Here is a 14,035-nt window from a genome sequence, read left to right as displayed (position 1 = left end):
CCTAGCCGCGGGGCGGTCCCGGGCGGTCCACCCGCGGCGGCCGGGCCGGCTCCTCGCGGGCGAGGTCCAGGGCCCGGGCCAGCCGCTGCACGCCCACCTCGGTGCGCTCGGGCGACGTGGAGGCGAAGCACAGCCGGAAGGCGTCCGGGAACCGGCCCGAGGGGGACAGCGCCGGGCCGGGGATGAAGGCCACGCCCTCGGCGAGGGCGAGCTCGAACAGCCGGGGGGTGGCCACCCGGGCGTCCTCGCCCTGGAGGGTGACCCAGAGGAAGAAGCCGCCCCCGGGGTCGGTCGTGCGCACCCGGGAGCCCAGGTGGCGGGCGATCGAGGCGTCCATGGCCTCCTTCCGGCGCCGGTACTCGACGCGCAGACCCGCGAGGTGCTCGTCGTAGCCGCCGCGGCGCACGAAGCGCTCGACGACGTGCTGGGCGGGCACGTTCGTGCACGTGTCCATGGCCTGCTTGCCGGCGATCAGCAGCCGGCGCAGCCGCGGGTCCGCGTCCACCCACCCGACGCGCAGCCCGGGGGCGAGGACCTTGGAGAAGGTCCGGACCGAGAACACGAGCGGGTCGTCCGGGCTGAGCTCCCGGAAGCCGGGCACGTCCTCCCCGGCGAAGCGCAGCCCCCCGTACGGGTCGTCGTCGACGATCATCGCCCCCCACCGGTGCGCCAGGTCCAGCAGGCGCCGCCGGCGCGGCTCGCTCAGCGTCGTCCCGGAGGGGTTCTGGAAGTTCGGCACCGTGTAGACCGCCCGCGGGGTCCGCCCGGACTCGGCGACCAGTGCCTCGAGCGCGTCGACGTCCATGCCGTGCTCGTCCACGGGGACCTCCAGGAGGTCGGCGCCGTAGCTCAGGGCGGTCCCGGAGCCGTTCGTGTAGGTGGGGGACTCGACGGCCACGAGGTCCCCGGGGTCCACGAAGAGCTTGAACGCCAGGTCCAGGCCCTGCATCCCGCCGGAGGTGATGACCAGCCGCTCGGGCCGGGTGGGCTCGGGGGTCGTGGAGGCGTGCTCCACGACCGTCTCGAGCAGGCCCGGCTCGCCCTCGGTGGCCCCGTAGGTGAACGAACCGTCGTCGAGGACCTCGGCGGCGATCCGGCGGAACCGCTCGGTGGGGATCATCTCGGCGGCCGGGGCGCCCATCGCGAAGCGGACGACGTCGTGGGTCTGCGCGGCCAGCAGGGACGTCGAGGAGTCGATGACCGAGCCCACGAGCCCGTCCGCGCGGCGGGCCAGGGGCAGCAGGCCCTCGGCCGGGTCGCCGGCGAGACCGGCCGTGGGGCGGGCGTCCAGGCCGGCGACGGTCGTGATGGACGTGGCGGTGGCGGTCATGGGCTCACTTCCTGATCAGGGTGCGCGGGAAGGCGGTGAAGGTCTCCGTCCCGGTGGCGGCGATGCGGATCGACTCGGAGACCTCGTAGCCGTAGCCGGTCATCCACATCCCGCAGATGAGGTGGAAGGTCATGTTCTCGGCGAGCACGCTCTCGTCCTCCGAGCGGATGCTCACGGTGCGCTCGCCCCAGTCGGGCGGATAGCCGATGCCCACGGAGTAGCCGAGCCGGCTCGGCTTCTCGAGCCCGAACTCGGCGAGCGACCGGTTCCAGGCGCTCGCGAGCTCCCGCACGGGCACGCCCGCCGCGGTGACGTCGAGGACGGCCTCCAGCCCGGAGGCGACGGCCTCCTCGAGCAGGCCCAGCTCGGCCGTGGGCGGGCCGAGCACGACGGTGCGCGCGAGCGGCACGTGATAGCGCCGGTGCGCCCCGGCGAGCTCGACCACCACGGCGTCGCCCGTGCGCAGCACCCGGTCGGACCAGGTGAGGTGCGGGGTGTCGGCGGAGGCCCCGGTGGGCAGCATGGGGACCATGGCCGGGAAGTCGCCCCACGCGTCGTCGACCCCCTCGGCCTGGGCGTGGGCGATCCGTGCCGCGACCCGGTGCTGCGGGACCCCCGGCCCGATCGCGTCGATCGCGGCCTGCATGGCGGCCGTCGTGACGCGGGCGGCCGTGCGCAGGTACCGGATCTCCGCGGGGGACTTCACGGCGCGCACCCAGTTCACGAGGTCGAAGCAGTCCACGAGCGTCCACTCCGGCAGCGCGTGGACGAGGGAGCGGTAGCCCTTGGGGGAGAAGAAGTGGGAGTCCATCTCCAGGCCCACGCACCCGCGGGCGGCCGGGGCCACCCGGCCGCGGCGGCGCAGGGCGAGGGCCACCCAGTCGAACGGGTGCAGGTGCGGGTGCTGCACGTACCGCTCGGGGTAGCCGACGATCTGCTCCGGGGGCAGCCGCGCAGTGCGGAACGCCCCGCGGGCGTCCATCTCCCGCAGGAACAGGAGCAGCTGGCCCTCCGCGGGCACGAGGAGCAGCTGCGGGGTGTAGAAGGACCAGGCGTCGTAGCCGGTCAGGTAGAACAGGTTCGCGGGGTCCGTCACGACCAGGGCGCTCAGGCCCTGCTCCGCCATCTTCTCCCGCACCGCCCGCAGCCGCGCGGCGTACTCCTCGGGGCTGAACAGGGCGGGGCGCACGTCGGGGTCGGGAGCGGTCACAGGGGCGGTCGCGGAGGTGCCCATGGCCCATGATGGGAACAGCCCCGGATGATTGTCAACAATCGGACCGGTCCGTAGGGTGGCTTCATGAGCACCGCGCCCGAGCCGCCCCGCGTCGTCGTGCTGACCGCGGAGGGCACGCCCCCTCCCGCCAACGAGGCGGCCCTGCGCCGCCTCGCCGACGTCACGGTGGTGACCCGTGCGGGACTGGCCGCGGCCCTGGCCGGCAGCGGGGGGCGGCGACCGGCCGAGGTGCTGCTCCTGTGGGACTTCTTCTCCGACGCCCTCGCCGGGGCCTGGGACGCGGCGACCGGACTGCGCTGGGTGCACGTGGCCGCCGCCGGGGTGGACGCCGTGCTGTTCCCGGCGCTGCGCTCCTCCGACGTCCGGCTGACCAACGCCCACGGGGTCTTCGACCGGCCCGTCGCGGAGTTCGTCCTCGCGGCCGTCCTGGCCCAGGACAAGCAGCTGCACCGCAGCAAGGCGCTGCAGCGCGAGCGGCGCTGGGTGCACCGCGAGCTCCGGCGCACCCGGGGCTCCACCGCCCTGGTCGTGGGCACCGGGGGGATCGGCCGGGAGACCGCCCGGCTGCTGCGGGCCGCGGGGCTGGACGTGCGCGGCGCCGGGCGCACGCCCCGGGCGGAGGACCCCGACTTCGGGACGGTCGTCCCCGCCGCGGAGCTGGCCGAGCACGCGGGGTGGGCCGACCACCTGGTGCTCGCCGCGCCCCTGACCGAGCAGACGCGCGGGCTCGCCGACGCGCGGGTGCTCGCCGCGATGTCCCCGCACGCGCACCTCGTCAACGTGGGGCGGGGGCAGCTGGTGGACGAGGACGCGCTGCGGGAGGCACTCGTGGCGGGGCGTCCCGCGGCCGCGACCCTGGACGTCTTCGACACGGAGCCCCTGCCGTCGACCCATCCCTTCTGGGCGATGGACAATGTGCACGTGTCCGCGCACATGTGCGGCGACGTCGAGGGGTGGCGGGACGAGCTCGCGGCCCAGTTCGAGGACAACCTCCGGCGCTGGACGGCCGGGGAGCCGCTGCACCACGAGGTGGACAAGGAAGCCGGCTACGTCCGGTCCTGCTGAGACAGGGACCGGGGCCCGCGGCGACGGTGCCGCGGACCCCCGGGGACGAGCCGCGACGAGAGGAGAGCACCGACCATGCGCGTAGCAGTTCCCAGGGAGATCAAGCCGGCCGAGCGCCGGGTGGGCCTCGTGCCGGCGGGGGTGACCCAGCTCGTGCGCGACGGCCACGAGGTGCTCGTGGAGACCGGCGCGGGCGAGGGGTCCGGGTTCGACGACGCCGCCTACGCCGCCGCCGGGGCCGAGGTGGTCGACCGGCACACGGTGTGGGAGCAGGCGGAGCTGTTGGTCAAGGTCAAGGAGCCGGTGGCCGAGGAGTACGAATTCCTGCGCCCGGACCTGACGCTCTTCGCGTACCTGCACCTGGCCGCCGACCGCCCCCTGACGGAGGCGCTGCTCGAGGCCGGCACCACCGGGGTGGCCTTCGAGACGGTGCGCTCCGGGCGGGCCCTGCCCCTGCTGCAGCCCATGTCCGAGATCGCCGGGCGGCTCGCCGCCCAGTCCGCCGCCCACCACCTGCAGACCAACGCCGGTGGTCCCGGTCTGCTCATGGGCGGGGTCCCCGGCGTCGCGGCGGCCAAGGTCGTTGTGGTCGGCGGCGGTGCCGTGGGCACCCAGGCCGCCCTGATGTCCTCGGGCCTGATGGCCGACGTGACCGTGCTGGACGCGTCCGGTGTCCGCGTCCGCGAGCTCACCGACCTGCTGGGCCACCGCGCCCGGGTGCTCATGAGCGACGAGCACGTGCTGGAGGAGGAGATCTCCGGGGCGGACGTGGTGATCGGTGCGGTGCTCGTCCCGGGGGCGGCCGCGCCGAAGCTCGTGCGCCGCGAGCACCTGCCCCTCCTGCACGACCACGCCCTGCTCGTGGACGTGGCCATCGACCAGGGCGGGTGCTTCGAGACCTCCCACCCGACGACCTACGACGACCCGACGTTCGAGGTGGACGGGATCACCCACTACTGCGTGGCCAACATGCCCGGCGTCGTGCCGCGCACCGCGAGCCGCGCCCTGGCCAACGCCACGACCCCGTACCTGCGCCGGCTCGCCCGCGGGCCCGGGCAGGCCCTGGCCGGCGACCCGGAGTTCGCCGCCGGGCTCAACACGGCCGGGGGCACGATCCGCCACGCCGGCGTGGCGCAGGCCTTCGACGACCTGCCGGCGCGGCTGGACTGAGTTCCCCGGGCTCTGCCGTGCCCGCCCGAGCCGGCCGGCGGAGTGCCCGAACGCCTCAGCAGCAAGGTCCTGGATCGGTGCAGGAAGATCCCACCGACCACGGGGACCGCGAGTGACCACGGCATGCCGTGGTCACTCGCGGTCCCCGTGGTCACTCGCGCCGGGCCCCCGGCGCCGGCGAGGTCAGACCCGCGAGCCGTGCTGGACGATCAGCGGCCGCCCGGCCGGCTGCGCCACCCGCTCCCGCGCGGTCCGGGCCGCCGCCACGAGGTGCTCCAGGGAGGCCTTCGTCTCCTCGTAGCCGCGGGTCTTCAGGCCGCAGTCCGGGTTGACCCACAGGGTCCGCGCCGGCACGTGCTCGAGCGCCCGCTCGAGCAGCTGCTCGATCTCCTCCTGGGAGGGCACGCGCGGGGAGTGGATGTCCCACACCCCCGGGCCGATGCCGCGGGAGAAGCCCGCGGCCTCGAGGTCCGTCAGCACCTCCATCCGGGAGCGGGCCGCCTCGATGCTCGTGACGTCGGCGTCCAGGCCGTCGATCGCGTCGACCACCTCGCCGAACTCCGAGTAGCACAGGTGGGTGTGGACCTGGGTCTCGTCCCGCACCCCGGAGGTGGCCAGGCGGAAGGAGTCCACGGACCACGCCAGGTAGGCCGGCTGGTCCCCCCGGCGCAGCGGCAGCAGCTCCCGCAGTGCCGGCTCGTCGACCTGGATGATCCCGATCCCGGCGGCCTCGAGGTCCAGGACCTCGTCGCGCAGGGCGAGCGCCACCTGGTTCGCGGTCTCCCCGAGCGGCTGGTCGTCGCGCACGAAGGACCACGCGAGGATCGTCACCGGTCCCGTCAGCATGCCCTTGACCGGCTTGTCGGTGAGGGACTGGGCGTGGCTGATCCAGGGGACGGTGAAGGCCTCGCCGCGCAGTCCCTCGCCCTCGCGGCTGACGTCGCCCCAGAGGATGGAGGGGCGGGTGCAGCGGGAGCCGTAGGACTGGACCCAGCCGTGCACCGTGGTCGCGAAGCCGTCGAGGTGCTCGGCGAAGTACTGCACCATGTCGTTGCGCTCCGCCTCGCCGTGCACGAGCACGTCCAGGCCGAGCTCCTCCTGCAGTCGGATCACGCGCTCGATCTCCTCGCGCAGGAACCGGTCGTAGGCCTCGGGGGTGACAGCGCCGGAGCGGGCCTTCGCCCGCTGCGCCCGGACCTCGGGCGTCTGCGGGTAGGAGCCGATCGTCGTCGTCGGCAGCAGGGGCAGGGGCCCGGACGCCGTGAAGGAGCGGCCCTCCTGGGCGGCGCGGCGGACCTCGGCGGGGGCGCGCCCGATCTCCGCGGCGGTCACGGACGCGGCGCGCTCGCGCACGGCCGCGTCACGGACGCCCGGCGCGCCCGCACGGGTGCGGCGGGCCTCGGCGGCCTCGGCCAGCTGCTCCGCCACGGCGTCCCGGCCGGCGGCCAGGCCCCGGGAGAGGGTCACGATCTCGCCGACCTTCTGGTCGGCGAACGCGAGCCAGCTGCGCAGCACGGGGTCCAGCTGCGTCTCCTCGGCGACGTCGTGGGGGACGTGGAAGAGGGACGTGGAGCTGGCCACGGAGACCCGGACGCCCGCGCGGGCGAGCTCCTCGAGCCGGCCGAGCCGGCCGCCGAGGTCGGCCCGCCAGATGTTGTGGCCGTCGACGGCGCCGGCGACGAGCACCGGGGCGTCCTCGCCCCGGAAGAGCTCCAGCTCCTCGGCGGAGGGCACCGCGCCCTTGACGAGGTCCAGGTGCAGGGCCTCGACGCCCGAGCCGGCCAGCGGCCGCAGCAGCGAGGCGAGCGAGCCGTAGGAGGTGGTGACGAGCAGCTGCGGGCGCTCGGCGGCGGCGGTGAGGGCCGTGTAGGCCCCGCGCACGGCCGCGGCGACCTGCTCCGCGGGCACGTCCTGGTCGGCCACGAGGGCCGGCTCCTCCAGCTGCACCCACTCGGCGCCGGCCGCGGCGAGTTCGCTCAGCAGCTGGGCGTACACCGGGAGCACGTCGCCGAGGCGCTGCAGCGGATCGAAGCCGGCGGGGGCGTCGTCGTCGGCCTTGGCCAGGAGGAGGAGGGAGACGGGGCCGACGAGCACGGGGCGGACGGTGAACCCGTGCTCGGCGGCGCGGCGCACGTCGGCCACGAGCCGGCCGGCGGAGGCGGTGAAGGGGGTCGTGGGGCCGATCTCGGGGACGAGGTAGTGGTAGTTGGTGTCGAACCACTTGGTCATCTCCAGCGGCGCCCGGCCGGCGTCGCCACGGGCCAGGACGAAGCCGGCGTCGAGGTCCAGCCGGCCCTCCGCGTCGGCCAGGTCGGCGAAGCGGGTGGGCACCGCGCCGAGGGCCACGGTGGTGTCGAGGACCTGGTCGTAGAGGGCGAACTCGGCCGGCAGGGACGAGTCGTCCGCGCCGAGGCCCAGCTCCACGAGCCGCCGGTAGGTGGCCAGCTGCAGCTCGGCGGCCGTCGTCTCGAGCTCCTCGCGGGTCGAGCGTCCGGCCCAGTAGGACTCGAGGGCCTTCTTCAGCTCGCGGCGCCGGCCGATCCGGGGGTAGCCGGTGATGGTGGCGGCGGGGAAGGGGGCGGCGGGGGTGGTCGTGCTCATGGGTGTGCTCCTGGGACGTGTGCGGAAGGGCGTTCGGGACGGTGCTCGGGCAGAACGGGGCGGACGGTGGCGCCCGCTGCTCAGGCGGGCAGCAGGTCGGGCAGTGCCGCCGGCTCGTAGGGGACGCGCGGCAGGTCCACGCACTCCAGCAGGTCCAGCGCGGCCCGGTGCTCGTTGAAGGTGTAGAGGTGCAGCCCGGGCGCTCCGGCGTCCAGGGCCGCGCGGGCGAGCCGGGTCGCGAACGCGACGCCCGCCCGGTGCCGCTCGGCGGGCCCGGCGGCGTCCTCGAGGGCGGCGGCCAGGCCCGGGTGGGGCCGGAGCCCGGCGAGCCGGCACAGCGTGGCCAGCCGCCGCGGCTCCGTGACGGGCATGATCCCCGGCACGATCGGGATCGTCACCCCGGCCGCCCGGGCGGCCGCCACGAGACGCTCGTAGCGCTGCGGGCGGAAGTAGACCTGCGTGATGGCGAAGTCCGCGCCGGCGCGCTGCTTGGCCAGCAGCGCCTCGATGTCGTGCCGGAAGGACGGGGACTCCGGGTGCCGGGTCGGATAGGCGGCCACGCCCACGGCGAGCCGGCCGCCGGCGAGGGACGCGGTGTGGCGCTGCTCGACCTCGCGCACCAGCTCCACGAGGTCCCCGGCGTGGGTCAGCTCGCCGGGCTCCGCGCCCGGCTCCAGGTCACCGCGCAGGGCCAGGACGCCCCGGACGCCGCGGTGCACGAGGGAGGTCACGGTCTCCTCCAGCTCGGCCCGCGTGCTGCCCACGCACGTCAGGTGCGCCAGGGGCCGCAGACCGGTGCGGGCCACGAGGTGGTCGAGCAGGGCCAGCGACCCGGCCCGGCGCGGGGCGTCCCCGCTGTAGGTGACGGCGACGTGGTCGGGGCGGGTGGCCTCGAGCTCCTCGATGGTCCGCAGCAGCGCCTCGGCGCTCGCCGAGCAGCGCGGTGGGTAGAGCTCGTAGGACAGCGACGGCGGTGGCGCCGTCCGGTCGGGTGGTCGTCTCACAGAACCTCCTGGGGTCACCCCGAGGGAGGGCGCCGACCGTCCCGGGGTGGACCCGGGAGGCTGCGACAGCTCCATCGGTCCTGGCGGGAGCACCGTTCCGCGCACCCCGTGGGGCTGCGGATGGTTGCTGCGGCGTCGACGAGCCAGGTCTCTCGGCCGCTCTGGATAGATGCAAGGCCCATTCCAGCGGGTCGCCCGGCCGGGTGCCAAGCCCGGCGGCCCGGAAGACGCCGGTGCGCGTACTGTGACGCGGACGACGTCATGCGGCGCAACATCGACGCCGGGCGCCGCGCACCCCGTGCGCCCCGCGGGGTGCAACAGTTTCGGCGCCGCGGGCGCCCGCGCCCATAATGAACGTGCCCAGCCCCCGAGGACCTCAGGAACGAGAGCCCATGCCCCCCACACCCCGCATCGTGGCCGTCGTGCCGTGCCACAACGAGGAGGCCGCGATCGCGAAGGTCGTCACCGACCTGCACGCCACGGTCCCCGGCATCGAGGTCCACGTCTACGACAACTGCTCGACCGACGGCACCGTCGAGGCCGCCCGGCGGGCCGGTGCCCACGTCCGGCGCGAGGAGGAGAAGGGCAAGGGCAACGTGGTCCGGCGGGCCTTCGCGGACCTCGACGCCGACGTCTACGTCCTCATCGACGGCGACGACACCTACGACGTGGCCGACGCGCCCCGGATGATCGAGACGCTGCTGGCGGGCCCCTACGACCACGTGCTGGGCGTGCGCCGGCAGGTCAGCGGCACCGCCTACCGGGCGGGCCACGAGTCCGGCAACCGGTTCTTCAACACCCTCGTCACCTTCGCCTTCCGCCGCCCGGTCAGCGACATGCTCAGCGGCTACCGGGTGTTCTCGCGGCGCTTCGTGAAGTCCTTCCCCGCGCTGTCCCGGGAGTTCGAGATCGAGACCGAGCTGACCGTGCACGCCGTCAACGCCCGCGTGCCGCAGACCGAGGTCGAGGTCGGCTTCCGGGACCGGGCCGAGGGCAGCGAGAGCAAGCTGCGCACCTACCACGACGGCTTCCGGATCCTGGGCATCTTCGGGCAGCTGCTCTTCCACGAGCGGCCGTTCCTCGTCACCGGCGCCGTCTCGCTCGCGCTGTTCCTGCTCGGACTGGTCCTCGGCCTGCCCGTCGTGGTGGAGTTCGCGGGCACCGGGCTCGTGCCCCGCTTCCCGACGGCGTTCCTCGCCGCGTCCCTCGTGCTCCTGGCCGGGGTGTTCCTGCTGATGGGCGTCCTGCTGCACGGGCAGGCGAAGATCCGCCGGGAGACCTCCCGGCTGTTCTACCTGTGCCTGCCGGCCCCTCCGTGGAGCGGCGGGGACCACCCCCGCCGCTCTGCGCCCCCCGCCGGGGACGAGCGCCGGTGGGCCCGGTGAGCGGGGAGCGGACGGGCGGGCGCCTGGCCCCGCTGCGCCCCTGGTTCCAGGGCCTCGGCATGCTCCTGGTCCTGCAGTTCGCCCTGTTCGGGCTGCTGGTGCTGGGCCAGGCCGTGCCGGACCGGCCGATCGTCGAGAACCTCCTGACGGCGGTCGAGGACGGCACCTACGGCCCCCTCGGGGTGGCCGACCGGATGGGCACCCCCGCGGACACCTTCACGGAGTGCGTGGTGGCGGGCACGGGCCTGGGCGCGTCCCCGGAGGAGTCGGCGTTCAGCCGGGCCGTCCGGATGCCCCGGATCGCCACCTGCGGCGGCGGCCCGGAGCAGCTGCGGGCGATCTCCGAGGGCGCCGTGCTCGCGGACAACGACTACTTCAAGTACTGGGCCGGCTACACCGTGCTCACCCGCCCCGTGCTGGCCCTGGCGGGCCTCGAGGGCCTGCGGATCGTCTCGGGCACCCTCATGGTGGTCGCCCTGGCCGGGGCGTTCCTCGCGGTGCGCGCCCGGACCTCCACCGCCGTGGGACTGGCACTCGTCCTGCCGTACGTCGCGGGGACGAACCTGCTCTCCACCCCGTCGACGTCCTTCAGCCAGTCGATCTCCATCGCCTTCATCTTCCTGTCCGTGATCCTCTCCGCGGCCGGGGCCGGCCGCTCGCCCCGGCTCGGCTACGCAGGAGTGGGCCTGGGCGCCGCGCTCTTCTGCTTCGTCGACCTCCTGACCACCCCCGCCGTGCCCTGGGCGATGTCCGCCTTCGCCGTCGGCGCCGTGACGTGGTTCCGCCGCCGCGAGCTGGGGACGACCTTCCTGGCGGTGCTCCTGAGCGGGATCGTGTGGCCGGTGGCCTTCGCCGTCACCTGGGCCTCGCGGTGGGTCATCGCCGGGGCCTTCCTGGGCTTCCCGAACACCGTGGAGGTGGTCCGGCGGAACGTCGGGTTCCGGACCGGGGGCGAGCACGTGAACGTCTCCGACGCCTTCGGCGCGGGCCTGCGCGTCAACGCCTCCTACTGGTGGAACGCGGTGCCCACCGCGGAGCTCGTGCTGGCCGGCTGCGTGCTGGCCGCCGCGGCGGGACTGCTCCTGGCGCTGCGGCGCGGCGGGCCGTCCCGGTGGGCGGTCGCGCTCGTCCTGGCCCTGCCCGCGGCCGTGGTGCCCGTCTGGTACGCCGTGCTCAGCAACCACTCCCAGATCCACGCGCTCTTCGTCAACCGCGGGGTGCCGGCCGCGCTCGCCGTCGTGACCGCCGCCTGCCTGGTCGCCGCCGCGCTGCCGCGCCCGGAGCCCGCCGCGCCCGCGGAGGTGGAGCGCGAGGACTCCGTGCCCCCGGACGAGGACACGGCCGCCCGTCACGATCCGGTCTCGGAGGTTGCCGCGCCCACCCGCGCGACGTAGCCTTGAACAACCAAGAGGTTGATCAAGGAATCAGTTGACAAACACCGTGGGCCCCGACGACGACCTGCTCGACAAGGCCTTCCTGGCGCTCGCCGACCCGGTCCGCCGCCGCATCGTCGCCCGGCTCAGCCGGGGCCCGGCCACGGTCAACGAACTGGCGGAACCCTTCGCGATCTCCAAGCAGGCGGTCTCGAAGCACATCCAGGTCCTCGAGCAGGCGCAGCTCGTCACGCGCACCCGTGACGCCCAGCGGCGGCCCGTCCACCTGAACCCCGCACGGCTGGAGGCGCTCACCGCCTGGATCGACCGGTACCGGCTGGTCCGGGAGGAGCAGTTCCGCCGCCTGGACGCCGTGCTCGACACCCGCGCCGCACCACGCGGCGAGCACAGGGAGGACTGAACCATGGGACACGACCTGCACCTGACCGTCCCCGACGGGGTCCCGTACATCGACTTCGAGCGCGACTTCGACTTCTCCGTGGCGGACGTCTTCCGCGCCCACGCCGACCCCGAGCTGTTCCGGCAGTGGATCGGCCCGCGCGGGCTGCGGACCCGGATCGACGGCTTCGAGTTCCGCACCGGCGGGGCCTACCGTTTCGTCCAGAGCGGCGAGGACAGCACCGAGGAGCACGCCTTCCACGGCGTCTTCCACACGGTGCGCGAGAACGAGCTGGTCGTCCAGACCTTCGAGTACGAGGGCTGGCCCGACGCGGTCGACCTCGAGTACCTGCACTTCGAGGACCTGGGCGGCGGCCGGAGCCGGCTGCGCGGGCACACCGTCCACGCCTCCCAGGAGGCCCGCGACGGGATGGCGGCCTCCGGCATGGAGAACGGCATGGCCGAGGGCTACGAGCGGCTCGAGGAGCTGTTGGCCGGGCTGCTCGGCGGACAGGGAGGCTGAGCGTGGACTGGACCCTCGAGGTCGTGCTGGTGCCCGTGCGCGACGTCGACCGGGCCGTCGAGTTCTACCGGGACCAGGTCGGCTTCCACCTCGACCACCACACCACCACCGAGCAGATGGACATCGCCCAGCTGACCCCGCCCGGGTCCGGCTGCTCGATCGTGGTGGGCAACCTCCCCGCCCACCGGGAGATGGCCCCCGGGTCCCTGCGCGGGCTCCAGCTGGTGGTCGCGGACGCCCGGGCGGCCCGGGACGAGCTGCTGTCCCGGGGCGTCGAGGCGGGCGAGATCGTGGTCCTCGACGAGCGGGACGGCGGCACGCTGTTCGGCTTCAGCGACCCCGACGGCAACACGTGGGCGGTGCAGGAGCTCCGGGCGCGCGCCGCGCGGCCGCTGATCCCGCCGGAGCACCGCCGCTGAGCCCCGGGCCCAGGGCGGCACCCCTCGGGCGGCCCGGGCTCAGGGGTGCCGGCCGAGCACCTTCGCGGCCAGTGCGATGAGCAGGACCAGCCCGGCGGTGAGCAGCAGCTGCCCCCGGACGGCGTCGTCGAGCAGGCCCAGCAGCAGGATCCCGGCGAGGATCGCCAGCGCCAGCCCGGACAGCCACGGGAAGGCCCACATCCGCAGCGGCAGCTCGGTCCCGTCCCGGTCCGCGCGGCGGCGCAGCACGATCTGGGAGACCAGCGCGAGCCCCCAGACCACGAGGCACGTGGCGCCGACCGTGTTGAGCATCCACAGCAGCACGGTCTCGGGCCACAGGTAGTTGAGCACCACGGCGCCGAAGCCGAAGACCACGGAGGCGACCACCGCCGTCCGGGGCACCCCGCGCTCGGAGACGTCGGCGAACGCCCGCGGGGCCGAGCCGCGGCGGGCCAGCGAGTACAGCATCCGGGACGAGCCGTAGATGTTGGCGTTGAGCGCCGAGAGCAGCGCCAGGATGATGACCACGGCCATGCCCACGTCGGCGCCCGGCACGCCGGCGGCGTCCAGCACGGCCACGAAGGGGCTGACGGAGAGCTGCTCGTCGTTCCACGGCAGGACGAGCACCATCACGGTCACGGCCCCCACGTAGAAGACGAGGATGCGGACCAGGACGGTGCGCACGGCGCGGGCCACGCTGTGCTGCGGGTCCTCGGTCTCCGCGGCCGCGATCGTCACGAGCTCCGTGCCGCCGAAGGCGAAGATCACCACGAGCAGCGCGGCGGCCACCCCGGTGAGCCCGTTGGGCAGGAACCCGCCGTGCGCGGTGAGGTTGCCCAGGCCGGGGGAGGGCACGTTGGACAGGCCCAGCAGCACGGCGAGCCCGACCGCCAGGAACGCCAGCACCGCGAGCACCTTCATCAGGGCGAACCAGAACTCGGTCTCCCCGAGCGTGCGGACCTGCACCAGGTTGACCCCCGTGAACACCACCATGAACAGCAGCGCCAGCACCCACTGCTCGGTCACCGGCCACAGCTCCGTCAGCAGCTGGGCCGCGGCCGTGGCCTCCGCCGCGACCACCACCACGATCTGCGCCCACCACAGCCAGCCGAGGGTCCGGCCCACGGTGCGGCCCATGGCCTTCTCGGCGTAGGTGGAGAACGCGCCGGGGGAGGGGTCCGCGGCGGCCATCTCGCCCAGCGCCCGCATCACCAGCACCAGCAGCACGCACGCCACGAGGAAGGACAGCAGCACCGCCGGGCCCGCCGTGCGGATCGCGGCACCCGTGCCGATGAACAGGCCGGTGCCGATCGCGCTGCCGAGGGCCATCATCACGAGGTGGCGGTCCTTGAGCTGGGAGCCCGGCCTGGCCGGTGCCTGCGGGGCCGCGGCCTGCGGGCCGGACCCGGTCCGGGTCGAGGGGGAAGGAGAACTCATGAGCATCGAGGGTATCGGACCGCGGCCCCCCCCCCCCCCCCCCCCCCCCCCCCCCCCCCCCCCCCCCCCCCCCCCCCCCCCCCCCCCCCCCCCCC

12 protein-coding genes and 1 riboswitch are annotated in these 14,035 nt (G+C 74.7%); of the genes, 7 read left to right on the top strand and 5 right to left on the bottom strand.

Annotated elements, in window-relative coordinates; genetic code table 11:
• Position 1: 1 nt before the first annotated feature.
• Both RE027_RS08795 and RE027_RS08790 read right to left on the bottom strand, forming a co-directional pair.
• Positions 2–1,330, bottom strand: a complete 1,329-nt coding sequence (locus RE027_RS08795) for an aminotransferase-like domain-containing protein (RefSeq protein WP_368807874.1) — start codon at positions 1,328–1,330, stop codon at positions 2–4.
• 4 nt (positions 1,331–1,334) lie between these two features.
• On the bottom strand, positions 1,335–2,564 hold the full coding sequence (locus RE027_RS08790; protein WP_368807873.1) for a M24 family metallopeptidase: 1,230 nt from the start codon (positions 2,562–2,564) through the stop codon (positions 1,335–1,337).
• 63 nt (positions 2,565–2,627) lie between these two features.
• Here RE027_RS08790 and RE027_RS08785 point away from each other — a divergent pair, with 63 nt between their 5' ends.
• The gene (locus RE027_RS08785; RefSeq protein WP_368807872.1) at positions 2,628–3,629 is read left to right on the top strand and encodes a D-2-hydroxyacid dehydrogenase; all 1,002 of its coding nucleotides are present in this window, start codon (positions 2,628–2,630) and stop codon (positions 3,627–3,629) included.
• A gap of 75 nt (positions 3,630–3,704) precedes the next feature.
• Positions 3,705–4,799 (top strand): alanine dehydrogenase, encoded by a 1,095-nt coding sequence (gene ald, locus RE027_RS08780; RefSeq protein WP_368807871.1) that lies wholly within the window; start codon positions 3,705–3,707, stop codon positions 4,797–4,799.
• Positions 4,800–4,982: 183 nt separating this feature from the next.
• On the opposite strand, the gene metE is transcribed toward ald, so the two are convergent.
• Both metE and RE027_RS08770 read right to left on the bottom strand, forming a co-directional pair.
• Positions 4,983–7,400 carry a 5-methyltetrahydropteroyltriglutamate--homocysteine S-methyltransferase gene (gene metE / locus RE027_RS08775; RefSeq protein ID WP_368807870.1) on the bottom strand — a complete coding sequence of 806 codons (2,418 nt, stop codon included), beginning with the start codon at positions 7,398–7,400 and terminating at the stop codon, positions 4,983–4,985.
• An 80-nt stretch (positions 7,401–7,480) separates the two neighbouring features.
• The gene (locus tag RE027_RS08770) at positions 7,481–8,404 is read right to left on the bottom strand and encodes a methylenetetrahydrofolate reductase (protein WP_368807869.1); all 924 of its coding nucleotides are present in this window, start codon (positions 8,402–8,404) and stop codon (positions 7,481–7,483) included.
• Positions 8,405–8,472: 68 nt separating this feature from the next.
• Positions 8,473–8,576: riboswitch (SAM riboswitch) on the bottom strand.
• 220 nt (positions 8,577–8,796) lie between these two features.
• Here RE027_RS08770 and RE027_RS08765 point away from each other — a divergent pair.
• The 5 genes from RE027_RS08765 to RE027_RS08745 are packed head-to-tail and all read left to right on the top strand — an operon-like array spanning position 8,797 to position 12,503.
• The gene (locus tag RE027_RS08765; RefSeq protein WP_368807868.1) at positions 8,797–9,789 is read left to right on the top strand and encodes a glycosyltransferase; all 993 of its coding nucleotides are present in this window, start codon (positions 8,797–8,799) and stop codon (positions 9,787–9,789) included.
• Positions 9,786–11,183 (top strand): hypothetical protein, encoded by a 1,398-nt coding sequence (locus RE027_RS08760; protein WP_368807867.1) that lies wholly within the window; start codon positions 9,786–9,788, stop codon positions 11,181–11,183. The genes RE027_RS08765 and RE027_RS08760 overlap by 4 nt, the downstream gene beginning before the upstream one ends.
• Positions 11,184–11,229: 46 nt before the next feature.
• Positions 11,230–11,583, top strand: coding sequence for an ArsR/SmtB family transcription factor (locus RE027_RS08755; protein ID WP_368808008.1), 354 nt, complete (start codon positions 11,230–11,232; stop codon positions 11,581–11,583).
• Positions 11,584–11,586: 3 nt separating this feature from the next.
• Positions 11,587–12,084, top strand: a complete 498-nt coding sequence (locus tag RE027_RS08750; RefSeq protein WP_368807866.1) for an SRPBCC family protein — start codon at positions 11,587–11,589, stop codon at positions 12,082–12,084.
• 2 nt (positions 12,085–12,086) lie between these two features.
• Positions 12,087–12,503 carry a VOC family protein gene (locus tag RE027_RS08745; RefSeq protein ID WP_368807865.1) on the top strand — a complete coding sequence of 139 codons (417 nt, stop codon included), beginning with the start codon at positions 12,087–12,089 and terminating at the stop codon, positions 12,501–12,503.
• A 39-nt stretch (positions 12,504–12,542) separates the two neighbouring features.
• On the opposite strand, the gene RE027_RS08740 is transcribed toward RE027_RS08745, so the two are convergent.
• Positions 12,543–13,946, bottom strand: coding sequence for an amino acid permease (locus tag RE027_RS08740; protein ID WP_368807864.1), 1,404 nt, complete (start codon positions 13,944–13,946; stop codon positions 12,543–12,545).
• Positions 13,947–14,035: the final 89 nt, after the last annotated feature.

Origin of the sequence: Kocuria sabuli (genome assembly GCF_040981185.1) — a bacterium.
In the GTDB taxonomy this organism is placed as follows: Bacteria; Actinomycetota; Actinomycetes; order Actinomycetales; family Micrococcaceae; genus Kocuria; species Kocuria sabuli.
The sequence above is the reverse complement of the archived record's forward strand: the minus strand, read 5'-3'. Positions and strand labels throughout refer to the sequence as shown.

What these genes read in the sequence shown, in the direction of transcription:
- ald (WP_368807871.1), top strand. Translation starts at nt 3,705, where the DNA reads ATGCGCGTAGCAGTTCCCAGGGAGATCAAGCCGGCCGAGCGCCGGGTG.
- RE027_RS08765 (WP_368807868.1), top strand. Translation starts at nt 8,797, where the DNA reads ATGCCCCCCACACCCCGCATCGTGGCCGTCGTGCCGTGCCACAACGAG.
- RE027_RS08740 (WP_368807864.1), bottom strand. Translation starts at nt 13,946, where the DNA reads ATGCTCATGAGTTCTCCTTCCCCCTCGACCCGGACCGGGTCCGGCCCG.
- RE027_RS08795 (WP_368807874.1), bottom strand. Translation starts at nt 1,330, where the DNA reads ATGACCGCCACCGCCACGTCCATCACGACCGTCGCCGGCCTGGACGCC.
- RE027_RS08790 (WP_368807873.1), bottom strand. Translation starts at nt 2,564, where the DNA reads ATGGGCACCTCCGCGACCGCCCCTGTGACCGCTCCCGACCCCGACGTG.
- RE027_RS08750 (WP_368807866.1), top strand. Translation starts at nt 11,587, where the DNA reads ATGGGACACGACCTGCACCTGACCGTCCCCGACGGGGTCCCGTACATC.
- RE027_RS08785 (WP_368807872.1), top strand. Translation starts at nt 2,628, where the DNA reads ATGAGCACCGCGCCCGAGCCGCCCCGCGTCGTCGTGCTGACCGCGGAG.
- metE (WP_368807870.1), bottom strand. Translation starts at nt 7,400, where the DNA reads ATGAGCACGACCACCCCCGCCGCCCCCTTCCCCGCCGCCACCATCACC.